The organism is Candidatus Rickettsia barbarica, assembly GCF_041477405.1.
In the GTDB taxonomy this organism is placed as follows: Bacteria; Pseudomonadota; Alphaproteobacteria; order Rickettsiales; family Rickettsiaceae; genus Rickettsia; species Rickettsia rickettsii.
Genome location: NZ_JBEWYL010000001.1, coordinates 253,960 through 275,853 on the forward strand (window position 1 = coordinate 253,960; position 21,894 = coordinate 275,853).

The window sequence follows — 21,894 nt, forward strand, 5'->3', positions numbered from 1 at the left end:
AAATGCGACATAAAATTAAAGGCAGAAAGTTAAATGTAACAAGTAGTCATCGGCAAGCAATGCTCGCTAATATGGCTGTAGCACTTGTAACCCATGAACAAATTAAAACTACTTTACCAAAAGCTAAGGAATTAAGACCTTATATTGAAACTCTAATTACTAAAGCTAAAAAAGCTGATTTAATGGTAAGAAGAAGCGTTTTATCAAAAATAAAAGATAAAACAGCAGTAGAAAAGCTTATAAATATTTTAGGTACCAGATATAAAGATAGACCTGGCGGTTATACTAGAATAATAAAAGCCGGATTCCGTTATGGTGATTTAGCACCGATAGCATATATTGAATTTGTAGATAGAGATATTAATGCTAAAGGAAATATACAACAGCGAGATGCTAATGAAGAAATTAAAAATTAAAATATAAGGGACTCGGTGATGGCTAATCATTCTTCAGCAAAAAAAGCTGCTAGACAAACAGTAAAAAGAACTCTAATCAATAAAAAACGATCTAGTGCAATAAAAACTTTTATAAAGAAAGTTGTACATGAAATCAGTCTTGGTAATAAAGAAAATGCTAACATAGCTTTATCTGTTGCTCAGTCTAAGATAATGCAAGGTGTGAAAAAAAATATAATTAAATTAAATACCGCCTCAAGAAAAATTAGCAGATTATCAAGGCAAATAAAAAGTTTGAAAGTAAATAACACTTTATAGTAATTTAAAAGCAAAAGCTAATAAAATTTTGCTAATTAATAAAAAATATGGGCGATTAGCTCAGCTGGTAGAGTATCTCGTTTACACCGAGAGTGTCGGCGGTTCGAGTCCGTCATCGCCCACCAATCAAAAGTTTTTAGTATTTCAACGATCAGACAATGAATGAAGCTTAAACTCAAGTTTTTCAGTTTTAAATGTTACAATAGTTAAACCTATCAAGAAAAACAGTATCTTTGTGAAAGGGCATTTCTAACTAAGTATATATTAGTTAATAATTTAATGCCATTGCTAGAAAATTACAAAGTAAGTGAAGAAATAATCCAGTATAAAAATACTAAATTTTAGCATTTTTATACTGGATTATTTCCTCACTTAGCTGATTAAATCGCTGTTGTTTTTCTTGATCGGTAAATCTAAAGTAATTCTTATCTTGTAGTAATGCGTTTAATGCTACAGTTTGAATAGTGTGTTTATATCCTATCTCTGCTAATGCTTGTATATTTTATAATTACCTATATCTGCTTTTTGTGTTTCTTGATTAATATTATGGTTTAGCTCCTTAATTAACTTTATCCTATCTTGGATCTGATTGACCGAATCTTTAGAACCTTTTAATGATTGTAATCCTATATTTATTGATGAAATTATTTGTGCTACATTATTACCGACTATAGCTGCTGATATCCCCGCCACGTTTACTATATTATTTATTACATTTGTTATAACCGATGCTATAAATAATGATTTAGTACCTTTATTAGTCTTTCGTTTATTGCTGCTCATTATGTATATATAAATCATCTTTTAAAATATCTTTTTACTTTGGATCAATTTTTAGAAGAGCTTGTTGTTTACTCAAATCATCACGATGTTTTTCTAATAATTTATTTTCTTGTGTAAGAAGACGTATCTTGCGAGTATGTACTACATCTATTATGGCTTTACCTACTATAGATGTTGCCATGGCAGCAGCTGATACAAACATAAATGGAGCTGTGGCAGGTGCTATAGTTGCCAGCATAATACTACTTGCTATTAATCCGAGTACGCTAGCTGTGGTTTTATTAAAAAGAATCTTTCCTGTTACGTTGCTTATTTTCTTTATATTACCCCATTTTGAGGTCTTAATACTATTTATAATACTGGATATTCTTGAGTTATTTTGTGCTTTATACTCACTTTTATAAATTAGTATTGGGGTGTTGTTCATGGGTTGTTGAGGCGTGTGTGCCTCTACTCATTAATTGCTGTATCCGTTCTTGCTCTATTATATATAAATCATCTTTACTTTTTACTGTTTCTTGAGAAATTATACGCTCCAAGTTACGCCTTTGTATAACTTCTATATCATCCATACTGCTCTAAAGTATTGGAGGCTGCTTTTTAGGTACTGTGTCTATATTATTGGATGATGCCTTTACAATAGCTAAATCCTTTTCTAGTGAGTGTGGCATATTTTCTTTTCCTCTTTTAATAGGTCTTGCCATTCTATTCGCTCCATTTATATGCCTTTAATCTGTTTTAGGGTGCATTATAGATAATTATTAAAATTTTATGTCAAATACACCTAAGTTAGAAAATCACTATAATAAATTGTTACAAGATATTATACTTAAAACATTAGAGCAGACTCAAATTGTAGAAACCTATTTAATACAAGAAGATTTTAGTAGTACTTTAGATGAGCTGCAAAAAATAAACGCAAAGCTTAAAGAATATTGTAAGGTTTTTGCTCTGCTTGAAAGAATTAAAACCGAATTAACTGAAGAAGATAAAGTATATAACTAATTTAATTGATATAAAAGGTGCAAGCTGCATTTCGCCTTGTATATTCAATAATAATTTCCTGCTTCAACTTCTAGCTTTTTAAAAGGTGATATACCGAGGCTATACCCTATAATAATAGGCATTACTATCATCAACAATCCTAAATTATTAAAACGTTCTGTTAAATAAACAAGCCCAAAAGAACTAATTACATAACATAGCGGCTCTTGAATAAGCATATATAAAGCTAGCATAGGTAAATCGTTTTAAAACCGGAAAACTTTTATAAAATATTGGAATTGCCGGGGAGTCACTTGGAGAAAAAGTTACTACAATTAGTGAAATTAAGAGAATTTGCTAACCTTGCATTATCTTATCTAATATTAATGGATTAGATAGAAGAAAAGTTAAAAATATTACTAATTGCATTTATAGGATAAACACGTAAGTGCTAGTGCTACAAAAAATTCTACTATAGAAATTTGTATTAAAAAATAATAAATTGCAGTCTTCTTATTAACTTTTGCCTGCCATATAAGATTATTTTTTATCTTTGCTACATCAATTATATTACTATCTTTTATCGTTTTCTTGTATTCTACGCTTAGCATCAACAAAATCTGGTGTTTCTCGCAAAGTAGTCCTAGTAGCACTACCTATTAATGCAATTCCTGTACCTACCCAAAATGCGATACGCTAATTAAAGTCATAGGATGTAACTAAGGTTTCTACGCCAAAGGCCACAGTTAATCCTAAGCACACACCCCTACAAATGCTCTACGGCAGGAAAGCGTTTAGGAACTCCAACAGATTCCGTTAAATATAATTCTGCTCCTACTCTTGCTCCCATGGATGACATACCTTGCACTATACGGCATATTGTTACTATGCAGGCGGCACTAGCACCTACTTGGGCATAAGTAGGAAGATTAACCATAACGATGCAAGAAAATGACATTAAAATAGTGGTAATAATGACTGTGGATTTCCGACCTATATTATCAGCCAAATAATAAAGCTCCTAAGGGTCTAAAAATAAAAGTAGAACAAAAAGAAAAAACTGCAAGAAGTCGATTAATGTGAGTATCATATTGCAGAAAGAAAAGCTCATCAATTAGTACTGTCATATGAACATATAGCATAAGATCAAAATATTCTCAAAAAGTACCTATAGATAGTAAGCCTATGCCTATAGCCCGTTTTTGTTCTCTGTTTAAACTTTTTTGTTTTTTTTCGTATCCCAACACAATTTTTTCTAAAAAGTTAATTTATAGCAATGTTATATTGAGAAGATTTCAAGTCTATAAATTCAAGGCAAAAGTTACAATGTTTTATGATTATACTTATTTAAAACTTCTTTGACTAATGCAGTTGTTATTTTTCTTTTGGAAATTAAAGCAAAATAGTTAATATTGTCTAATATTTCTATAATTTTCGAATATTCCCTAGGCAAATTTACTAAAAGAAAATCTATTATTTGTCGGGATATTGTTACCGAAGAAATAGCAAAATGCTTAAATATTAGAATTTTGATTAATTCATCGTCAGGTGAGTTTAATAGAATACTAAGTACTGATTTAATACGTGAAGATAAATCGGGTAAAGTAAAATTTCTGCTTTTATCAGATGCGGTAAGTAAAAGATATTTTTGTTTTTCGTTAATAATATTAAATATATGAAGTAATGTCGGCTCTTGCCAGTTTTCAATATCTTCAATGATGAAAGCATTATATTTTTCTGAAATTTCTTCATTAAAAAAAATATCTTTAATAATATAGGCATTGCTTAAATTTTGCCATATTTTGGTTAAATAAGTTTTGCCTGACGAAGAAGGTCCTTTAATTAATAAAGTAAATTTATAAGGGTTAACGCCAAAGCCGCACTGCCAATTTTTTATAATATTATAAGCTTGATCGTTAGAACTAGAAACAATAAATTCATCAGGATGATATTTACTAGAAGTAGTAAAACGAAATATATATTGCTGCACTGTTATAAGAATTTTTTAGTCGTCTATTCGATAGAATTTGCTAGATTTATAAACTTTAATTAGATTCAAAAGTAAAATTTTTGTAATCCCTGCAATCGGTATAGCAAAAAATATTCCAATAATTCCAAATAAGCTGCCGCAGGCAAAAATTGAGAATATAATCCAAAGAGGATGCAACCCTATTTTATCACCGATAATTTTAGGAGTGAAAATATAAGACTCGCAAATATTTCCAACTAGATAAATTATCATTATATATAGTAATTTAGTAGTTACACCAAAAGTTAAATAGCCGATAATTAGAGTTAAAAGAAACGATATAAAAGTACCAAGGAAAGGAATAATAACTAAAAATCCTGTTAAAATGCCAAGTAAAAGAGCGAGATCAATACCTATTACGGTAAATGCAATACTATAATAAGTAGATAATAATAAGCAAATATTTAGCTGTCCTCTTATGTAAGCAGATAACAGATTATTAATTGCCGATAATATTTCAAGGATTTTCGGTCGGGTTTTTATAGGTAATAATGATTTCATGTTTGCAATAATTTTAGCCCAATCACGTAGGAAATAGAATAATATTATAGGTATAAGTAAAAATAAAACAAATATGTTAATAGTTATAATAGTATAACGCCAAAAATTATTAGCAATACTGCCAAGTATAGTAAATATACTATTTATAAAATTGCTTAAAGAATTCTTGATTTTATCAGCAATATCAGGTTCTATCGAATAAATTTTTACCATTATAGTCGGTAATATTTCTGCCTGTAAATAATTGTTATATTTTGGAATATTATTTATAAAAGTAAAAATTTGTCCATAAATTATCGGCACTAAAATAGTTAAGCTTAAGAAAAATATGCTCAAAAATATCAGATAAATTATGCGTGATGCAAATTTATTTGATATTTTAAATTTTGATGCGATAAAACCTATAGCAGGTTGTAGTAAGTAAGATATTATAAATGCGATAAAAAATGGTTTTACTGCGTCTGAAATTAGCATAAAACCGCTGATAAAAAGCCCTAAAAAAACTAGCCAAAATATAACGGTTCTATTCATTATTATTTTCCTCATTTTCTATACGAAGATCAACTTCAAAAAGCGCTAGGAGTTCACAAGGCGAAGATCCCAGCATATATTTAATACGTGAGAATTGCAGTTCTTGTAAAACGACGACGCCAATTTTTGAAGTTGATCGAGTATTAAGGTTTTTTAACTACTTGTACGGTAGCAGGACGAAGTAGTCTATCTCTAATTTTATATCCTGATTGCATTAAAGTAATAATACTATTTGGTGCATGATCAGGATGTTCTATCTGCGCAATTGCATTATGTAAATTATAGTCGAACATTGATCCTATTTCCGGCTTTATTTCTTCAATATGATGTTTATGAAAGACTTTGTCTAGCTCGTCTTTAGTCATCTGAACGCCTGCAATAATATTTGTGACTTCTACATCAGAATTTGCCGGTTTATGTGCTAATGCTCTTGAAAGATTATCACTAACATTTAGTAGTTCTTTAGCAAATGTAGCAATTGCATAATCTTTTGCTTCGTCACGTGCTTTTTCTAAACGCTTTCTTGTATTGTCTATTTCAGCAGTAGTTCTTATTAGCTTATCTTTGAGCTCTTCAATCTCGGCTTTTAACGCTGTTACCTCCGGATTTGCTGTTTCAACTATCTCTTCAGCAATATCATTTATTGTTTGTTCATTATTTTCTATATTATCGTCTATCATATTATTTACTTTATACTTATGTTCTTTTTTGAAATATATAGATATAATAAAAATTTTTTCAATGGTATACTCGTTTAATTTGAAAAATTGGTGTCGTTGTTTCGTATTTTTTTATCCTCACGTACTAGTATGTATGCTGTGGTCAAAAAATATGAAACGCCTTACTCTTTTCCAAATTAAACTTTACTATTTATTTTTACTTATGGAGTACAAATTGTATTATGAGACAGTCAGGAAGCAAAAGCAACCAATTACGTCCTATTTCATTAGAATTATCCCCGCTTATTAATCCGGAAGGTTCATGTCTTATTAAAATCGGTAATACACATGTCATGTGTAGTGCTACTTGTGAAACTACCGTACCGCCATTTTTGAGGGGACAAAATCAAGGCTGGATTACTGCTGAGTACGGTATGCTTCCCGGTTCTACATCACAGCGTATTAAAAGAGAAGAGGCACTTGGGAAACAAGGCGGAAGAACGCAAGAGATACAGCGTTTAATAGGTAGGGCGATGCGATGTGTAATTGACGTGAGGAAACTCGGCGAGAGGCAAATTATCATAGATTGTGATGTTATTAATGCTGACGGTGGTACTAGAACTGCAGCAATAACAGGGAGCTATGTAGCATTGCACCTAGCTATTAGGTCCTTGATGAAAAAGAGAGTTTTAAAGGTGAACCCGTTAATTAGTCAAATTGCAGCTATTTCTTGCGGTATATATAAAGGTGAGGCGATACTAGATTTGGATTATTTAGAAGATAGTGATGCGGACGTGGATAGTAATTTTGTGTTTGCAGGTAACGGTAATTTAATCGAAGTACAAGGCACGGCAGAGAAAAATCCTTTTTCCGAAGAGCAGTTTTTAGCAATGTTAAAACTTGCTAAAGGTGGAGCTGCAGAATTATTTAAACTACAAAATCAGGTACTGCTTGGGTCTTAGAAAGTTGCTAAGTGGATCAGTGTTCCCGTCATTGCAAAAAATGCTAATTTATAGCATTTTTTTATTATTGCTCTGGATTGCCGCATCGCTTTGCTTCCCGCAATGACGGTGCATGTATCCACGCAACCAATCTTCCACGAGAAGAACGTATTTATTAAGCGTATGGATTATCATCAAAAGCAATATGTTCACCTGATAATATAATTATCTTATCTCGATTGGTATTATATTTATAAATACCTTATGATTAAGATCTGTTACTTTAACACTACTATGTGGTCCTAAGATTAATTCCGCAACATTGCCTAGGTTTTCAAACGTAACACGCTGATTAGCTCCAATTGTTATTTTATTGGGCGATATATTAATATTTGCTGTTCTACTTTCTTCGGTAAAAGTAATAGTTCTATATTTCGGATTGTTCATATTTTCCTCTTTGAATGAATTTTAAGTTATAAAATCATTACTACAATATGCCATATACTACTTCAATTAAAAATTTTTTAACCTAGCTCTTTACTCAATTTATAATTGTTATTATAGTGTATTTTTTAAATTTAAGCGGCTATGGTATTAAGATTATATTATTGTCGTCTATTATGCCTTAGTAGTAGAATTATCCTCTGATCAATATGAGTAATTTGTAAGTAGTACTGTAGAGAATACGGTATTACCGATAATCAAAATATAGGAGTACATTTTTTGTACAAAGAAGATAAATTTTTGAATGAAAAAAACATAAGCACGGATGCTTCTATTTACTATAAATTGAAGCTATTTGAAGATAAAGATTTTGTTATTGCGGCTCAGCCTAAAATTTTAATGAGTAAGAGTAAAAAGCTTAAAGAAGATTTTTTAGGCGAGATATCTTTACTAATGGGAATGTCTAAAAATATCCACCCTGTTATTATTTTTAATCAAAATATATTTAGCTTTGGACATTCAATTAATATTGGTTCTAAGAAGATGTATTATATTTCTACTTGTGAAGGGATTAAATTTAAAAACGGCATAATGCTTACAAGTTTTACAAAATACCATAATACTTGGCAAAATTACGTCTATGTATATGATAGTTCAGTTTATGAGCAGTTAGGAATTGCAAAGATAATTAATTTTGGTAAAGAGAATAGAAACTTGTTAACTGCTCAAATCGGTCATTTTTGGGATCGCAGTCTTTCAAATTAAGAAATATAAAATATCAGGTATAAATTTTTCAGCATGGTTAGATGTATAAATGAAGATATAATATTACAGATAATCAGAGATAAAAACTTATTAGGTAAAAAACAAGCTAGTAGTTTAAAAGCTATGATCGAAGAAGCAATTATCGATAATGAGATAATGATTGATATATTATATGAAAATAGAATATTGCTGCTAATAAGCAATATTTCTTATATTAAAATTTATAATTATTCTTATATACAAGCCTATATAGTGAAGGGTTATTGTATATATGACGATGTTCATGGTAATACAATAACTGCTATAAATGATCTAAAAATATTGTTTAGTAATAATAATATTTTTAGATCTATAATGCTGATCAAGAAATATTATTTTTATAAATTATTAGAAAAAAATTTTGCCTATTTAACTAGTATCGAAGCAAAATATGCTCTTGAATTTAAAGTCGGACTGATTATTGCTAAGAATATTAAGTATACCAATAAAATAATAATATTTTTCGTCGTGTTTATAGTCACATTGATTTATCTGCCGGTTTTATTTCATGTTGCTAATAATATAAGCTATTGTTTGCAAAATATTTTAAAATCTCTGTTATGTATAAGGGCAGTAAGAGAATCGCCTTCGGTAAGGGTTGTATGGATTGAAAAGCGTATTCGGTGTCATACCGTGGTTTGACCACGGTATCCCGAAAATAATTAAAAATACTAATATTAGTATTTTTAACTGGATCCCGCGATCAAGTCGCGGGATGACAGAGGTGGAATCGCTTCACAAAACAAGTAGTACTAAAAATCATTCGGTGGAATCACAAATTTTTCAAAATGAGGAGAAAGCTTTACCGGTTTATACAGTTTTAGTACCGTTATATAAAGAATTCAGTAAGTCAAGGTCAATAATTAAAAATAGTTCATTAATTAATTATCCAAAAGATAAGCTAGGCGTTAAAATTATTATCGAAGATGACGATTATCTAATGATTAAAGAAATAGTGTTATATAATTTACCGTCTTATTTTCATGTTATATCTGTTCCGAAAAGTCTACCAAGAACTAAAAGCCAAAAGCCCTTAATTATGCTCTAGAATATTCACATGGCGAGTATCTAGTAGTATATGATGCTGAAGATAAACCTGAACAGCTACTTAAAGCTCTAGCAATGTTTAAAAACTTACCTCTAGAATATGCTTGTCTTCAAGTTAAGCTTAATTTTTATAATAAAAATGAGAATATTTTAACCTATTCTCAAAAATGTTTAATATAGTTTATGGTTTGAATATATCTTGAAAGGATTAAGTTTGCTAAAACTTCCTACACCTTGGGGGTACTAGTAATCATTTTAAAACGGATTATTAAATAAGCTTGGCGGATGGGATTCTTATAATGTAACAGAAGATGTCGAGCTTGGTATAAGAATTTACTCACAGAACTATAAAGTAGCTATTCGTGATTCCTATACTCTCTAGAAGAGGTTCCGAATAGTTTAGGTAATTGGCTAAATCAAAGATCACATTGGATTCAAGGCTTTTTGCAAACATTTTTGGTATTTAAAGCACAAAAAGATAAATGCCAAAAGTTTACTTTATTGCAAGTAATAACAATTTATATTTTCATCGGCTTATCTACTTATAATTTTTGGAGTTTACCCTTTATAATATTTTCTATTGTTATAAATAAAAATTCTATAATTAATTATTTATGGCTTATTAATAGTATTTTTTCGCTTTTATATCTATATGGTACAGCTCTGTATATAATTAAAAAATTCTTTAAAAAGCGGAAAAGTAAAATTTCAGGATATAGTAGCTTTGAGCTGATGGGCTAGTTATTTTATATTACATACTGTAGCTTCATATAAAGCAGTATTTGAAATAATTTTCTGTCCTTTGAATTTGAAATGGAGTAAAACTAAACACGGCACTAGTTTAGAGGATTTTGAGAAAGAATAGACCTCTAATAAAAAAAATTTTATTCTTGCCCCTTGAACTAACAAAAATAATATATATATAGTATGTACATTTAAAGATTTAAATTGGAGGTTAAAATGTCTTTTAAACCATTACATGATAGAATTGCAATAAAGCCTATCGAACGAGAAGAAAAAACTAAAGGTGGAATTATTATTCCCGATACTGTAAAAGAAAAGCCGATGCAAGGTGAAATAGTAGCCGTAGGTAAGGGTATGCGTAATGAAAAAGGCGAAATTCATCCTTTAGAGCTAAAAGTAGGCGATAAAGTTTTATACGGTAAATGGGCAGGCACCGAAATTGAAATTAAAGGCACACAACTGATCGTTATGAAAGAAAGCGACGTATTTGGTATTATTAATTAATTATTTGTTTTTAAGGAGAAATTAAATATGGCAACAAAACTTATTAAACACGGCTCAAAAGCTCGTGAGCAAATGTTAGAAGGCATTGATATACTTGCAGATGCAGTAAAAGTTACTTTAGGTCCAAAAGGCAGAAATGTACTTATAGAGCAATCATTCGGTTCACCTAAAATTACAAAAGATGGTGTGACGGTTGCAAAATCGATCGAGTTAAAAGATAAAATTAGAAATGCGGGAGCTCAGCTATTAAAATCAGCTGCTACAAAAGCTGCAGAAGTAGCCGGTGATGGTACTACTACAGCTACGGTACTTGCTAGAGCTTTGGCTCGTGAGGGTAATAAGCTAGTAGCTGCCGGTTATAATCCTATGGATTTAAAGCGTGGTATGGATTTAGCGGTAAACGCAGTAGTAGAAGAAATTAAAAAATCCAGTAAAAAAATCAATAGCCAAGAGGAAATCGCACAAGTCGGTACTATCTCTTCAAACGGTGATAAGGAAATCGGTGAGAAAATTGCTAAGGCAATGGAGGAAGTCGGTAAAGAAGGCGTGATAACCGTTGAAGAAGCAAAGAATTTTAGCTTCGATGTTGAAGTAGTTAAAGGTATGATGTTTGATAGAGGTTATCTATCACCGTATTTTGTAACGAATTCTGAGAAAATGGTTGCTGAGCTTGAAAATCCTTTCATCTTACTATTTGAGAAAAAATTATCAAATTTACAACCGATGTTACCTATACTTGAGGCTGTAGTACAATCACAACGCCCTCTATTAATTATTGCTGAGGATGTTGAGGGCGAAGCTCTTGCAACGCTTGTAGTCAATAGATTACGTGGTGGTTTAAAAGTTGCGGCAGTAAAAGCTCCCGGTTTTGGTGATAGAAGAAAAGCAATGATGGAAGATATTGCTATCCTAACTAAAGGTGAGCTTATTACTGAAGATTTAGGTATGAAGCTTGAAAATGTGAGTATTAAGAGTCTAGGGACAGCAAAAAGAGTAACAATTTCTAAAGAAAATACCGTAATTGTTGACGGTAACGGTGATAAGAAAAATATTGAAGATAGAGTATTACAAATTAAATCTCAAATAGCTGACACTACTTCTGATTATGATAAAGAAAAACTGCAAGAGCGTTTAGCTAAACTTTCCGGTGGTGTTGCCGTATTAAAGGTTGGCGGTGCTACGGAAGTTGAAGTGAAAGAGCGTAAAGATCGTGTTGAAGATGCACTTGCTGCTACAAGAGCGGCAGTTGAGGAAGGTGTTGTTGCCGGTGGCGGTGTAACATTACTTCATGCATTACAACCTTTAACAAAGCTTAAAGTAGAGAATAAGGATCAACAAGCAGGTATTGAAATAGTAATAGAAGCTTTAAAGGATCCGTTAAAACAGATTGTTGAAAATGCCGGTGAAAACGGTGGCGTAGTAGTTGGTAAATTACTAGAACATAAGGATAAAAATTATGGCTTTAATGCTCAAGATATGCAATATGTCGATATGATTAAAGCAGGAATTATTGATCCAGCTAAAGTAGTGCGTACTGCACTTCAAGATGCTGCTTCCGTTGCTTCGTTAATTATTACCACGGAAACTTTAATTGTTGACGAACCTTCTGATAAGGCAGAGCCAATGCCAATGCGTGGCGGTATGGGAGGTATGGGCGGTATGGATTTCTAAGTCTATATCTCTATAATAAGATAGGTTATGCAATAGATCTAATAAACCCGTTTTATTGTATTGCTCGTTCCCCTCATTGTAAGGAGGCATTGTTGCATGGACCGTAAAACCTACTCAATGTCATATCGTGGCTTAACCATGGTATCCAGAAAACAATACTAATAATATTAGCATTTTAAACTGGATCCTGCTACAAATTCGCAGGATGACAATTGAGAAACTAGTCCACGCAGGCAATGCCTGCTCCGCAATGGCGATTTTAACAACGTGCTGTACAACACATTATTAAAAGTCGCAGTAGGACACAACTGATTTATGCAACAAATGGGTTTTAAAGCGATTCTTTGCTTAATTTGAAAATACACTCTTTAAGAAAACTCTTCCTCAAAAAATAAAATATAGAATTTCTTGTAATTATTTCAATAAATGACTGCAAATATTTTTTAATTAATTATAATAGCTCAACCTTTGGTGTTTATCCTATGAGACTGTTAACAAAATAATTTTAAAGCTCATTAAATTCTTTTTAACTGCAAATTATAAGATTTTTTTGAAATAGGGATATTTATTACTGTAAAAATCTCTTTAATTATCAATTAAAGTTATTTTGTTAACAGCCTTATATATGATGATCAAAAGGTTTTAAGCGGTTTTACGCTTTAATTATTAAGAATAGATTTCTTGTTGCAGTTATAGGCAAGGTTAATCTATAATGTATATATTCGTTTAATTTAAAAAATTAATAATAACAGTTTCTAGCTTTTGGTTGGTTAAACTATGCTAACTAAAATTAGTAAGGTTTTAGAAAAATTACTATTTTTATTTTAAAAAAATCTTATAATTTATACAGTTCAGAAAGACTAAAATGAGATAATTTAAATTTTATATATAAAACTTAAAAAATTGGGTTCTAAAAGCTTTAAGTAGATAGTAACGCAAGAATTTAAGCATTGTTGCGTTACTATCTACTTAAAGCTTTTAGGCCTTCCTTTAAGCCGTCTTTTATAAATGAAATTTTAGCTTGTTTGCCGTCTGCGGTAATTAGTTCTATATAATTATCGTTTGATAAAATCATGTCTAGATCGTCTTTTGTAATAATAGCTAAAGCCTGACAGCCCTTTACTGTACAATTTACATATTTTCCGGCTGCTATTCGTTTGTCACCGCTATTAATAACTGTACCTGCCGGAATTTGAACATTTGACGGGACTATTTCTATTATTTTTAATTCCTGTTTTTCTTGTTCCCCATTGAAATAACCTATGTGATAAATGGCTAATATTTCCTTTTCTTTATCTTTCTCTAGATTATTAATTTGTTGTGATAAGAAGCAAAGTTGTTTTTTCTCATTATTAAGAGTACAATTTAAAGTCCAAGCTCCGTACTTTTTTGGTGCTGTTGATGCGTTGATGTTTTCTATACTATACAAAACAAAAGTGCCGGTTATTATAAATAATCCACTAAAAATAAAAGCAATTTTTTTTATACAATCTTTCATATAATGTTTAACCTTTTTAAAATATTTTCTTTTCCTAAAATTTCTGCAATCTCAAATACGCTAGGTGATGCAGTCATACCTGTTATTAAAGCTCTTACCGGTTTCATAATGTCATTCAGCTTTAAGTCGTTTGCTACTGCTATTTCTTTAAATTTATTCTGTACGGATTCCTTATCAAACTGCTCAAGTTTGCTTAAGTTTTCTATAATTTGTTTGATTAAATTCTTATCGCAATTTTCTATAATTTTTTTTGAATCTTGGCTGTAGATGATAGGCGAATCTACTAGATAAATTTGAGCAAAGCGTGTTAGTTCTAGTAATGTTTTACTTCTAACTAACAAGCTTGGCATTGCTTGTTTGATATAGCCTATTTCCTGCTCACTAATCTTAAACTTCTTCGGCAACTCTACTGCTAGGGGTAATTTGTATGTCAATCCGGTACTCGCATCCTCACGTATGTCTATATACGCTGCGGTGCTGCGTTCCGTGTTTTCTCCAAATTCCGCCCTATAAGGGAGCTTCCGAAGAAGTGTATTATAATTTTGTTCCAATATCTCTACAGTCTTTGAAGTTAAGCTATCATTGTCAAGCATTCTTAAGTAATGAGCGTTAAGGCTATTCATCTTAGCAAAATCAAGCTTAGAAGGTGATTTACCGAGTGAATCAAGATTAAACCAGTCTATAGCCTGAGTCATTGAGATAATTTCATCATCGCCGTGACTCCATCCAAGACGCAGTAAATAATTGCACAAACTTTCCGGTAAATACCCCATATCCTTATAAGCTTCAATGCCTAATGCTCCATGCCTTTTGGATAATTTTGCTCCGTCTGCTCCATGAATTAACGGTATATGAGTCATGCTCGGTACTGCATATCCGAAAGCCTGATAAATAGTGAGTTGTCTTGCTGCATTGGTTAAATGATCGTCACCTCTAATAATATGAGTTATACCCATATCATGATCGTCTACTACAACGGCTAGCATGTAAGTAGCAGTGCCGTCTGCTCTTAATAGTACCATATCGTCTATATGAGAGTTTTCAATTACTACCTCACCTTGTAAAGTGTCATGAATTGTTATGCTACCCTCTCTTGGAGTTTTTAGACGTATTACTGGCTTAATATCAGTAGGATAGATAGATGGATCTTTGTCACGCCACTCGCTATTAAAAATAAAATGCTGTTTATTTTCTAAAGCTTGTTGTCGCTGTCTTTCTATTTCTTCTTGGCGAGTAAAACAATAATATGCTTTACCGTTTTGCAGTAATTTTAGTGCAGCTTCTTTGTAAAGATTATTACGTTTAGACTGGAATATAACCTCACCGTTCCAATCAAGCCCTAGCCATTTTAGACCTGAGAATATAGCTTCTACCGCTTCTTTAGTTGACCTTTCTTTATCAGTGTCTTCAATGCGAAGCAAGAACTTACCGTTATGATGCCTTGCGAACAAATAATTAAAAAGGGCGGTTCTTGCCGAACCTATATGTAAAAACCCTGTCGGTGACGGAGCAAATCTAGTAATTACGTTATTATTCATTTATTATCTTTTTTAAATATATACTAAGAACTGTGTCATACCGTGGCTTGCCACGGTATCCAGAAAACAACTAAACATACTAATAATATTAGTATGTTTAACTGGATCCCGCGATCAAGTTGGCTGTGTTGCATGGATCAGTTTTTGCGTCATTGTGAGAAAAGTGCATAGCAATTGACGAAGCAATCCAGTAAAAAATGCTAAAAATTAGCATTTTTTTATTATTTTTCTGAATTGCCACGCTCCTTACAGTCGCTCGCAATGACGATTCGGTATTCATGCAACAAGGCTGATCAAGTTAGCTAGGATAACACGTACTCTTTCTCCCCAAACACATAAAATAATTTACGTCTATATCATCGCTTAATTTCCACTCATTTTTAGCCGGATCATATACCAAGCCTTTCAGCTCTTTAATTTCAATTTTGGTATCCGTAAGCATTTCGTAAATTTCCAACGGTTTTAGGAATTTGCTATAATCATGAGTGTTTTTTGGTACCCAACCTAAAATATATTCGGCAACTATTATTCCAAGTATATAAGCTTTTTTAGTACGGTTAATCGTAGAAATTATTGCCATACCGTTTGGCTTAATATGCTTCACCAAATTTAGTATAAATTGCTGTACGTTTTCTACGTGTTCAATAACCTCAAGACAAATTACCACATCATATAGCTTGTCACTTTCTAATTCTTCTATAGTAGATTGTAAATAATTTATTTTTACGCCGTTTTCCTTAGCATAAGCAGTTGCCGTTTCAATATTACTTTGCAGTGCATCAATGGCTGTAACGTTAAAACCTTGAGTCGCTAAAGGCGTTGCAATTAACCCTCCACCGCAACCGACGTCTAATATTTCTAATTTAGAAATATCGTTAGACACCTTTTCAAACTCTACTTCTAGAGGTAATTTGTGCGTCAATCTGCTGCTCGCATCCTCACGTACCAAAGCGTACGCTGCGGTGCTGTGCTGCATGTTTCCTACCAATTCCTCTCTATAAGCGAGTTTGGAAAGGTGTCTATTGTAATGCGTAGTTATTTTCTCTATTATATATTCAAGGCGAATAGGGTTTATTCGGTGTAAGATACCGAATTCTCCGTCCTTATTCCACCAATTATGAGAAATTTTCTCAAATTTTTCTAATTCTTTTTTATCGATTGAAGACATAGTCTATGATTCTTTCCAATGTCATCCCGTGGCTTGACCACGGGCTCTATAAGTACAGCCTAAGAACTTTAGTGGATCCCGTGGTCAAGCCACGGGATAACAAGAGGCCATACAACAAACATATATAATATACTCAGATGACTTTAATAATACTAGCCTTAATTTTAATTAGCTGCATATTTGCCCCGCTTGGCTGCATTGCCCTATGGAAGAGATATATTTATTTCGGTGATGGGCTTGCTCATAGTAGTTTTTTAGTGGCTAGTATAAGTATTATAGCACATGTTCCATTAATATATTCAGGCATAATAGTTGCAATTCTTTTTTCGTTTTTTGTGTTTATTTTTAAAAATAATTCTGAAAAAAACGCAGTTATTAATTTGATTTCTAGCTTTATGCTAGCTGTTGCTTTAGTTATTAATTATTTTACTTCTTTGCAGAATAATATAGTGAATTTGTTGTTTGGGGATATTTTATCCGTATCTTTTAATGATTTGATGATACTTGCAATAGTGCTAATAACTATTATAGGCTTTATAGTATATTTTTATAATCAAATTCTTCTTATTATTATCAATAGAGATATTGCCGTCATAAAAGGCTTAAAGGTTAATATTATTGAGCTAATATTTTTACTTCTTCTTTCATTATCGGTATTTTCTGCTATAAAGATTGTCGGAGTACTTATGGTAACTGCTATTTTACTTATTCCTGCAATGATTGCACGGTTTATAGCATATAGTCCCTCCCAGATGATTATAATATCAATTCTTATATCTTTATTTATTAATTTTTGTGCTGCATTTAGCTCTTTCTACTTTGATTTACCTTTAACTCCATTGTTTATTATATTAGGTACGTTTATTTATGGTTTGTTGTATTTAAAGCGGTTATTATGAACCAAAATGCATTTACTGAATATGTAAAAAATTGTTAGAACCATATGGTTCAGTAGTCGTTTGTGTAATGTTTGGTGGATATGGTATATATAAGGGTGGTGTTATGATAGGAATTATTAAGAGCAATGAATTATATTTTAAGTCAGATCTAAGCACTTATGAATATTTTCAATCTTTCGGTTCTGAGTCATTTGTATATCAAAGTAAAGGTACACTTGTAACTCTATCATATTGGAAGGTGTTACCTGAAATTATGGAGGATCAAGAGTTATTAGGTAAGTGGTTTAAATTAGTTTTGAATGCTGCTATTAATAGTCAAAAGAAAAAATAAATGTCGTCCCGTGGTTTGACCAGCGTTGTTGTGTGTGGCGTTTTTTTTCGTCATTGCGAGAAGACGCCATAGGCGTCGACAAAGAAATCTCAGGCACGATTCCTGAGATTTCCGCGCTCCTTGCACTTGCAGTCGCAATGACGTTAAAATCTATCCACGTTTTTCATAATCTCAAGATAATCAATTTTGCCGTTTGTAAGTAGAGGTATTTCTGAATCGGTAATAATTACTTTCGGTAAATGTAGTAAAGGAATTTGAGCTTTAGATACAGCATCTGCAAAGTTCTCTCTATTTATATTGGAACCGGTAGTAAGTAAAATAATCTTGTCTTCGTGCGTTTTATCGGGAATAGAAATAGCAGCGTGCAAGGAATCAGGATCAATTTCGCTTGCAAGTTCTTCAATTTTTGTAAGAGATATCATTTTCCCTGCTATTTTAGCAAAGTGTTTTAAACGTCCTAGAGTTGTTATATATCCTTCAGAATCGATTTTGACTATATCGCCTGTGTCGTACCATTCTTTATAAGTACGGTGACCTTCTAAGTCCAAGTAACCAAGCATGATGTTAGGACCCTTAATGAATAAACGTCCCCCTTCATTTATTCCCTCTACTTTCTCAAGCTTATAATCAATTTTCGGTAATAATCTTCCTACCGTGCCTGCTTTATTATGCATAGGGGTATTGCAAGCTATAATAGGTGAGGCTTCTGTAATCCCATATCCTTCAAAAATACGTATGCCATACTTATTAAGCCAAAATTGTCGTGTAGATTCTTTTAATTTCTCGCTACCGGCAAATATATAGCGTAATGAGTAAAAATCATATGGGTGAGCGTAATTAGCATAACCGTTTAAAAAAGTATCGGTAGAAATTAATATAGTTGCTCCAATATCGTATATAACTTCAGGAATGCTACGATAATTTAGTGGAGAAGGATATAGAAACAGCTTAATACCGTTTAAAGTTGTAATAATTGCACCACTAAAACCAAAACAATGAAATAGCGGTAGTGCATTAAATACTATATCTTCAGGGCTAAAAGGTACTTTAGCAGTTATTTGATATCTATTAGTTTGTAAATTTCTGTGAGATAATAATACGGCTTTAGGTTCACCTTCAGTACCCGAAGTAAAAATTATCACTGCCGGTTTTTCGTCATCACGATTACGACAAAAATAATTGTAATAAGTTTGGGCACAATAACTTCCTATTTTTGCTTTTAGTTTTAGGGCTGTACCAATCTGATTTTTAAAGTCTTCTAAATATATTATTTTAATACCGAAATCTAATAAGTTAGTTATTAATTCATGTAAATTTGCTTTCTCAATAAATTGTTTTGAAGTGTAAACTACTTTAATTTGTGCAAGTTTACAGGAGTTAATAATAGTACTTATGCCGCTACTCCAGTTAATTATAGCAGGAACATAACCGCTAGATTGCATAGCGTAAAAAGTAATTAACGTATTCGTGGTATTAGGCAACATTAAGCCTAAATTTCTGCCAAAGATATTATTCTTTTTGATTAAATCACCTAGGATAAAAGATTTTAATATTAAATCTCGATAAGTAACCGCATTATTTTCAAAATCATCAACTATTTTTTTCTTAAATCCATGAATTTTAGCAGCTTCTATAAGAGATGAGAAGACAGTATTTTGATAGTCTGAACTTTCAAACATCATGTCAGCCATGATATCATAAAGAGTCCTAGATATATAACTGCGTCGTTCTTGATTGCTTGTAGCATCGATATTAGCGAATTTTACTGGCGGTAAAACGGTTATAGTAATTTTAGGAAATATTTTTCTTTTTAATATGTTTTTTAATTTTGATAAATGAGTAAATTGAGTACCGTCTATTCTAACCGGTAAGACGGTAGCACTGGCTTTATCGGCGATCATTCCCGGTCCTTCGTATATTTTCATTAAAGAGCCGGTAACGCTTATTCTACCTTCAGGGAAAATTGCTACTTTCTGATCCTTTTGTACTTCTTTTACTAAAGTCTTTATTGCCATTGGGTTACTTGGATCAACCGGCAAAGTTCTTGCCATACGTAAAAACGGTTTAATCCACCATATTTTTTGTATATCGGGACTAATTGCAAAAGTCATTTCTTCTCGTAAGTAAGTAGCAATTAGCGGCGGATCTAGATATGAAATATGGTTAGCAACCACTACTACTTTTTTACCTGCTTTTTGAAAATTTTCAAATCCTTTAACTTCAACATTATACATAAGATCAAAACAGATTTGGAATATTCTTCGCAATAGCTTAAATGGAATAATTTTAACTTCAGGTATTAAACGGTAAATATGTATAGTAACGATTATATTAGCTAGGCTAATAAATAATATAATCCAGGGTATAGTGAAATTTAGGTAAAATAATAAAGATAGAATTATTGTGGATCCCACCATGAAAATGGAATTGATAAGATTGTTAACGGCAATAATTCGACTACGATGAGCAGGGTTTGCGTAATGCTGTAATATCGCAAAAAGCGGAACGATATATAATCCGCCTATTGCCGCTAAGAACAATAAATCTATAACTATGCGCCAGTTATGTCTTTTCGATAAAAATACTAAAATACTTTTTAGCTGAGTAGGTTCGTAGTTAACTGAGCTAATTCTACTTGCAAAGAATAAATCAATACCGAAAATACTAATGCCTAGGGCTGAAATAAATAGATATTTAACGGTAATCTCATCTTCAAATATTTTGCTACATAAAAACGAACCGACCCCAACACCAAGCGAGAAAACCGCTAAAAATAAATTAGCAACATTCTCATCAGCTTTAAAAGTTATCTTAGCAAGTAAAGGTATTTGAGAAATTATAGCAGCTCCGATAAACCAAAACCATGAAATACCAAGTATAGCTAAATATATCTGTTTTTTTGCTTTGGCATATTTAATCATATTTATGCTTTCATCTATAATATTAAAATTTAGTTTAATATCACGATTTACGTTTTTAGATTTTGGGGAACAAAGGCTTGTAATAAAGCCAAGAAAAGCGATGGTAATTAAGGAATAAATTATAAAATTATTGCTGGTTGTATAATAGCTGCCGATTATAGTACCGATAAAAATACCGATAAAAGTTCCGGCTTCAACCAAGCCGTTAGCTCCAAGTAGTTCGTCTTTATTGAGGTGATCAGGTAATACGCTATATTTGATTGGACCGAAAAAAGTAGAATGTATACCCATTAAGCACATAGAACAAAACAGGATTAACAGATTATTATGATGAAATCCGTAAATTGCAAAGGCAATTATACCGATTTCACAAATCTTAATAATTTTAATAAGATTTGCACGCTCGTATTTATCGGCAATTTGTCCTGCTATGCTTGCGAATATTATAAAAGGTAATACAAAAGTAGCATTAGCAATTAAAACAAGTAGGTTATTATATTTACTTAAAGCTCCTGAAATACCATAAGTTATAAGGATTACCAGAGTATTTTTTAATATATTATCATTAAGACAACCGCATAATTGCACTATAAAATTCGGTAAAAAGCGTCTATCTTTGAAAAGATATAATTTGTTTGTGTCCATGATATAAAATATTTTAAATGCTAATTTTATTGGGTGACTCTTATGTCATTCCCGTGAAAACAGGAATCCAGTAATTAAAAAATATAAATACAGTAAGTTTTTAAAACTAAAAACTCGATTTATCTCGCTTTACCCTGGATTCCCGCCTATGTGGGAATGACATAAGCGAGCTATGCAACAAAACCTAAACTCCCCAAATATTAACAATTTATATTAATATGTCAAATGTGGTGCTTACTTACTTTCTGTTTCTAAGCATCTTGATTTTATTAATTCATCTACAAGAGAAATGTTTTCGTCCGTAGAATCAGTGTAATTTTTGACTATTGTTTGTAATGCAGATAAAACTTGGCTTGTAGTATCTTTCGTTTTAACTTTCTTTCTTCTTTGTAAATTCTTTTTTAAGGCAGTTGATAAATTATCAAATTTAGCCGGTGATTTGACTTTTTTCGGTGCTTCTTTGATATAGTTGGTAGATGACATAAATAATTATCTTTTTACATTAGCATTATTATATTATATTATGGATATTTTGGAAA

At 31.7% G+C, this 21,894-nt stretch carries 27 protein-coding genes and 1 tRNA gene; 12 read left to right on the top strand and 16 right to left on the bottom strand.

The window, feature by feature from the left end; all coding sequences use genetic code 11:
- The first annotated feature begins 2 nt into the window (after window positions 1-2).
- The 3 genes from rplQ (at window position 3) to ABVF33_RS01500 (ending at window position 838) form a co-directional block, all read left to right on the top strand.
- The gene (gene rplQ / locus ABVF33_RS01490) at window positions 3-416 is read left to right on the top strand and encodes a 50S ribosomal protein L17 (protein WP_499705977.1); all 414 of its coding nucleotides are present in this window, start codon (window positions 3-5) and stop codon (window positions 414-416) included.
- An 18-nt stretch (window positions 417-434) separates the two neighbouring features.
- Window positions 435-713, top strand: coding sequence for a 30S ribosomal protein S20 (gene rpsT, locus ABVF33_RS01495; protein WP_004997845.1), 279 nt, complete (start codon window positions 435-437; stop codon window positions 711-713).
- A gap of 49 nt (window positions 714-762) precedes the next feature.
- A tRNA-Val gene (locus ABVF33_RS01500) sits at window positions 763-838 on the top strand.
- Between the two features lie 361 nt (window positions 839-1,199).
- Here the strand turns inward: ABVF33_RS01500 and ABVF33_RS01505 are convergent.
- Genes ABVF33_RS01505 through ABVF33_RS01520 form a run of 4 tightly spaced genes read right to left on the bottom strand, consistent with a single transcriptional unit; the run spans window position 1,200 to window position 2,200 of the window.
- A complete protein-coding gene (locus ABVF33_RS01505) occupies window positions 1,200-1,514 on the bottom strand; it encodes a hypothetical protein (RefSeq protein WP_499705978.1) in 315 nt (104 codons plus the stop codon).
- 16 nt (window positions 1,515-1,530) lie between these two features.
- A complete protein-coding gene (locus ABVF33_RS01510; protein ID WP_499705979.1) occupies window positions 1,531-1,923 on the bottom strand; it encodes a hypothetical protein in 393 nt (130 codons plus the stop codon).
- Complete coding sequence (locus ABVF33_RS01515) at window positions 1,895-2,068, bottom strand: hypothetical protein (RefSeq protein ID WP_499705980.1); 174 nt, start codon at window positions 2,066-2,068, stop codon at window positions 1,895-1,897. The genes ABVF33_RS01510 and ABVF33_RS01515 overlap by 29 nt, the downstream gene beginning before the upstream one ends.
- Window positions 2,069-2,074: 6 nt before the next feature.
- Window positions 2,075-2,200, bottom strand: a complete 126-nt coding sequence (locus ABVF33_RS01520) for a hypothetical protein (RefSeq protein ID WP_499705981.1) — start codon at window positions 2,198-2,200, stop codon at window positions 2,075-2,077.
- Window positions 2,201-2,267: 67 nt separating this feature from the next.
- Between ABVF33_RS01520 and ABVF33_RS01525 the strand changes: the two genes are divergently transcribed.
- Window positions 2,268-2,501 (top strand): hypothetical protein, encoded by a 234-nt coding sequence (locus tag ABVF33_RS01525; RefSeq protein ID WP_499705982.1) that lies wholly within the window; start codon window positions 2,268-2,270, stop codon window positions 2,499-2,501.
- Window positions 2,502-2,545: 44 nt separating this feature from the next.
- Here ABVF33_RS01525 and ABVF33_RS01530 read toward each other — a convergent pair whose 3' ends face one another.
- The 6 genes from ABVF33_RS01530 to grpE form a co-directional block, all read right to left on the bottom strand.
- Entirely contained in the window at window positions 2,546-2,719 is a 174-nt protein-coding gene (locus ABVF33_RS01530) for a proline/betaine transporter (protein ID WP_499705983.1), read from the bottom strand.
- Window positions 2,720-2,899: 180 nt separating this feature from the next.
- The gene (locus ABVF33_RS01535) at window positions 2,900-3,091 is read right to left on the bottom strand and encodes an MFS sugar transporter (protein WP_499705984.1); all 192 of its coding nucleotides are present in this window, start codon (window positions 3,089-3,091) and stop codon (window positions 2,900-2,902) included.
- Between the two features lie 155 nt (window positions 3,092-3,246).
- On the bottom strand, window positions 3,247-3,489 hold the full coding sequence (locus ABVF33_RS01540; RefSeq protein ID WP_012719910.1) for a hypothetical protein: 243 nt from the start codon (window positions 3,487-3,489) through the stop codon (window positions 3,247-3,249).
- 312 nt (window positions 3,490-3,801) lie between these two features.
- A complete protein-coding gene (locus ABVF33_RS01545) occupies window positions 3,802-4,470 on the bottom strand; it encodes an HdaA/DnaA family protein (RefSeq protein WP_016945861.1) in 669 nt (222 codons plus the stop codon).
- A gap of 15 nt (window positions 4,471-4,485) precedes the next feature.
- Window positions 4,486-5,541, bottom strand: coding sequence for an AI-2E family transporter (locus ABVF33_RS01550; protein ID WP_499705985.1), 1,056 nt, complete (start codon window positions 5,539-5,541; stop codon window positions 4,486-4,488).
- A 143-nt stretch (window positions 5,542-5,684) separates the two neighbouring features.
- Window positions 5,685-6,221: a nucleotide exchange factor GrpE gene (gene grpE, locus ABVF33_RS01555; RefSeq protein WP_010977570.1), complete on the bottom strand. Its 537-nt coding sequence runs from the start codon at window positions 6,219-6,221 to the stop codon at window positions 5,685-5,687.
- Window positions 6,222-6,442: 221 nt separating this feature from the next.
- On the opposite strand from grpE, the gene rph reads away from it, so the two are divergent.
- A complete protein-coding gene (gene rph, locus ABVF33_RS01560; RefSeq protein WP_499705986.1) occupies window positions 6,443-7,162 on the top strand; it encodes a ribonuclease PH in 720 nt (239 codons plus the stop codon).
- A gap of 204 nt (window positions 7,163-7,366) precedes the next feature.
- On the opposite strand, the gene ABVF33_RS01565 is transcribed toward rph, so the two are convergent.
- Complete coding sequence (locus ABVF33_RS01565; protein WP_499705987.1) at window positions 7,367-7,588, bottom strand: hypothetical protein; 222 nt, start codon at window positions 7,586-7,588, stop codon at window positions 7,367-7,369.
- 276 nt (window positions 7,589-7,864) lie between these two features.
- Here ABVF33_RS01565 and ABVF33_RS01570 point away from each other — a divergent pair, with 276 nt between their 5' ends.
- The 5 genes from ABVF33_RS01570 to groL all read left to right on the top strand — a co-directional run bounded on the left by ABVF33_RS01570 (window position 7,865) and on the right by groL (window position 12,355).
- On the top strand, window positions 7,865-8,350 hold the full coding sequence (locus tag ABVF33_RS01570) for a hypothetical protein (RefSeq protein WP_499705988.1): 486 nt from the start codon (window positions 7,865-7,867) through the stop codon (window positions 8,348-8,350).
- Between the two features lie 33 nt (window positions 8,351-8,383).
- Window positions 8,384-9,031 carry a hypothetical protein gene (locus ABVF33_RS01575; RefSeq protein WP_499705989.1) on the top strand — a complete coding sequence of 216 codons (648 nt, stop codon included), beginning with the start codon at window positions 8,384-8,386 and terminating at the stop codon, window positions 9,029-9,031.
- Entirely contained in the window at window positions 8,997-9,437 is a 441-nt protein-coding gene (locus ABVF33_RS01580; RefSeq protein ID WP_499705990.1) for a hypothetical protein, read from the top strand. The genes ABVF33_RS01575 and ABVF33_RS01580 overlap by 35 nt, the downstream gene beginning before the upstream one ends.
- 959 nt (window positions 9,438-10,396) lie before the next feature.
- Window positions 10,397-10,684, top strand: a complete 288-nt coding sequence (locus ABVF33_RS01585; RefSeq protein WP_499705991.1) for a co-chaperone GroES — start codon at window positions 10,397-10,399, stop codon at window positions 10,682-10,684.
- A 27-nt stretch (window positions 10,685-10,711) separates the two neighbouring features.
- On the top strand, window positions 10,712-12,355 hold the full coding sequence (gene groL / locus ABVF33_RS01590) for a chaperonin GroEL (protein WP_499705992.1): 1,644 nt from the start codon (window positions 10,712-10,714) through the stop codon (window positions 12,353-12,355).
- 961 nt (window positions 12,356-13,316) lie between these two features.
- Here groL and ABVF33_RS01595 read toward each other — a convergent pair.
- The 3 genes from ABVF33_RS01595 to ubiG all read right to left on the bottom strand — a co-directional run bounded on the left by ABVF33_RS01595 (window position 13,317) and on the right by ubiG (window position 16,559).
- A complete protein-coding gene (locus ABVF33_RS01595; RefSeq protein ID WP_499705993.1) occupies window positions 13,317-13,853 on the bottom strand; it encodes an invasion associated locus B family protein in 537 nt (178 codons plus the stop codon).
- Window positions 13,850-15,391, bottom strand: a complete 1,542-nt coding sequence (gene gltX, locus ABVF33_RS01600) for a glutamate--tRNA ligase (RefSeq protein ID WP_499705994.1) — start codon at window positions 15,389-15,391, stop codon at window positions 13,850-13,852. The genes ABVF33_RS01595 and gltX overlap by 4 nt, the downstream gene beginning before the upstream one ends.
- 298 nt (window positions 15,392-15,689) lie before the next feature.
- On the bottom strand, window positions 15,690-16,559 hold the full coding sequence (ubiG, locus tag ABVF33_RS01605; protein WP_499705995.1) for a bifunctional 2-polyprenyl-6-hydroxyphenol methylase/3-demethylubiquinol 3-O-methyltransferase UbiG: 870 nt from the start codon (window positions 16,557-16,559) through the stop codon (window positions 15,690-15,692).
- A 137-nt stretch (window positions 16,560-16,696) separates the two neighbouring features.
- On the opposite strand from ubiG, the gene ABVF33_RS01610 reads away from it, so the two are divergent.
- The gene (locus ABVF33_RS01610) at window positions 16,697-17,458 is read left to right on the top strand and encodes a metal ABC transporter permease (RefSeq protein ID WP_266235740.1); all 762 of its coding nucleotides are present in this window, start codon (window positions 16,697-16,699) and stop codon (window positions 17,456-17,458) included.
- A 67-nt stretch (window positions 17,459-17,525) separates the two neighbouring features.
- The gene (locus ABVF33_RS01615) at window positions 17,526-17,789 is read left to right on the top strand and encodes a TfoX/Sxy family protein (RefSeq protein WP_499705996.1); all 264 of its coding nucleotides are present in this window, start codon (window positions 17,526-17,528) and stop codon (window positions 17,787-17,789) included.
- A 143-nt stretch (window positions 17,790-17,932) separates the two neighbouring features.
- Here ABVF33_RS01615 and ABVF33_RS01620 read toward each other — a convergent pair whose 3' ends face one another.
- Together ABVF33_RS01620 and ABVF33_RS01625 are read right to left on the bottom strand one after the other, a co-directional pair.
- A complete protein-coding gene (locus ABVF33_RS01620) occupies window positions 17,933-21,355 on the bottom strand; it encodes an acyl-[ACP]--phospholipid O-acyltransferase (protein ID WP_499705997.1) in 3,423 nt (1,140 codons plus the stop codon).
- Between the two features lie 234 nt (window positions 21,356-21,589).
- Entirely contained in the window at window positions 21,590-21,838 is a 249-nt protein-coding gene (locus tag ABVF33_RS01625) for a hypothetical protein (RefSeq protein WP_499705998.1), read from the bottom strand.
- Window positions 21,839-21,894 lie beyond the last annotated feature (56 nt).

Excerpts from the sequence above, each read along its gene's own strand:
- rplQ (WP_499705977.1), top strand. The coding sequence starts at position 3 with ATGCGACATAAAATTAAAGGCAGAAAGTTAAATGTAACAAGTAGTCAT.
- ABVF33_RS01595 (WP_499705993.1), bottom strand. The coding sequence starts at position 13,853 with ATGAAAGATTGTATAAAAAAAATTGCTTTTATTTTTAGTGGATTATTT.
- ABVF33_RS01610 (WP_266235740.1), top strand. The coding sequence starts at position 16,697 with ATGACTTTAATAATACTAGCCTTAATTTTAATTAGCTGCATATTTGCC.
- grpE (WP_010977570.1), bottom strand. The coding sequence starts at position 6,221 with ATGATAGACGATAATATAGAAAATAATGAACAAACAATAAATGATATT.
- ABVF33_RS01510 (WP_499705979.1), bottom strand. The coding sequence starts at position 1,923 with ATGAACAACACCCCAATACTAATTTATAAAAGTGAGTATAAAGCACAA.
- ABVF33_RS01585 (WP_499705991.1), top strand. The coding sequence starts at position 10,397 with ATGTCTTTTAAACCATTACATGATAGAATTGCAATAAAGCCTATCGAA.
- ABVF33_RS01550 (WP_499705985.1), bottom strand. The coding sequence starts at position 5,541 with ATGAATAGAACCGTTATATTTTGGCTAGTTTTTTTAGGGCTTTTTATC.
- ABVF33_RS01520 (WP_499705981.1), bottom strand. The coding sequence starts at position 2,200 with ATGGCAAGACCTATTAAAAGAGGAAAAGAAAATATGCCACACTCACTA.
- ubiG (WP_499705995.1), bottom strand. The coding sequence starts at position 16,559 with ATGTCTTCAATCGATAAAAAAGAATTAGAAAAATTTGAGAAAATTTCT.
- ABVF33_RS01515 (WP_499705980.1), bottom strand. The coding sequence starts at position 2,068 with ATGGATGATATAGAAGTTATACAAAGGCGTAACTTGGAGCGTATAATT.
- ABVF33_RS01625 (WP_499705998.1), bottom strand. The coding sequence starts at position 21,838 with ATGTCATCTACCAACTATATCAAAGAAGCACCGAAAAAAGTCAAATCA.
- groL (WP_499705992.1), top strand. The coding sequence starts at position 10,712 with ATGGCAACAAAACTTATTAAACACGGCTCAAAAGCTCGTGAGCAAATG.
- gltX (WP_499705994.1), bottom strand. The coding sequence starts at position 15,391 with ATGAATAATAACGTAATTACTAGATTTGCTCCGTCACCGACAGGGTTT.
- ABVF33_RS01530 (WP_499705983.1), bottom strand. The coding sequence starts at position 2,719 with ATGCTTATTCAAGAGCCGCTATGTTATGTAATTAGTTCTTTTGGGCTT.
- ABVF33_RS01565 (WP_499705987.1), bottom strand. The coding sequence starts at position 7,588 with ATGAACAATCCGAAATATAGAACTATTACTTTTACCGAAGAAAGTAGA.
- rph (WP_499705986.1), top strand. The coding sequence starts at position 6,443 with ATGAGACAGTCAGGAAGCAAAAGCAACCAATTACGTCCTATTTCATTA.
- ABVF33_RS01575 (WP_499705989.1), top strand. The coding sequence starts at position 8,384 with ATGGTTAGATGTATAAATGAAGATATAATATTACAGATAATCAGAGAT.
- rpsT (WP_004997845.1), top strand. The coding sequence starts at position 435 with ATGGCTAATCATTCTTCAGCAAAAAAAGCTGCTAGACAAACAGTAAAA.
- ABVF33_RS01535 (WP_499705984.1), bottom strand. The coding sequence starts at position 3,091 with ATGCTAAGCGTAGAATACAAGAAAACGATAAAAGATAGTAATATAATT.
- ABVF33_RS01620 (WP_499705997.1), bottom strand. The coding sequence starts at position 21,355 with ATGGACACAAACAAATTATATCTTTTCAAAGATAGACGCTTTTTACCG.
- ABVF33_RS01505 (WP_499705978.1), bottom strand. The coding sequence starts at position 1,514 with ATGATTTATATATACATAATGAGCAGCAATAAACGAAAGACTAATAAA.
- ABVF33_RS01615 (WP_499705996.1), top strand. The coding sequence starts at position 17,526 with ATGTTTGGTGGATATGGTATATATAAGGGTGGTGTTATGATAGGAATT.
- ABVF33_RS01525 (WP_499705982.1), top strand. The coding sequence starts at position 2,268 with ATGTCAAATACACCTAAGTTAGAAAATCACTATAATAAATTGTTACAA.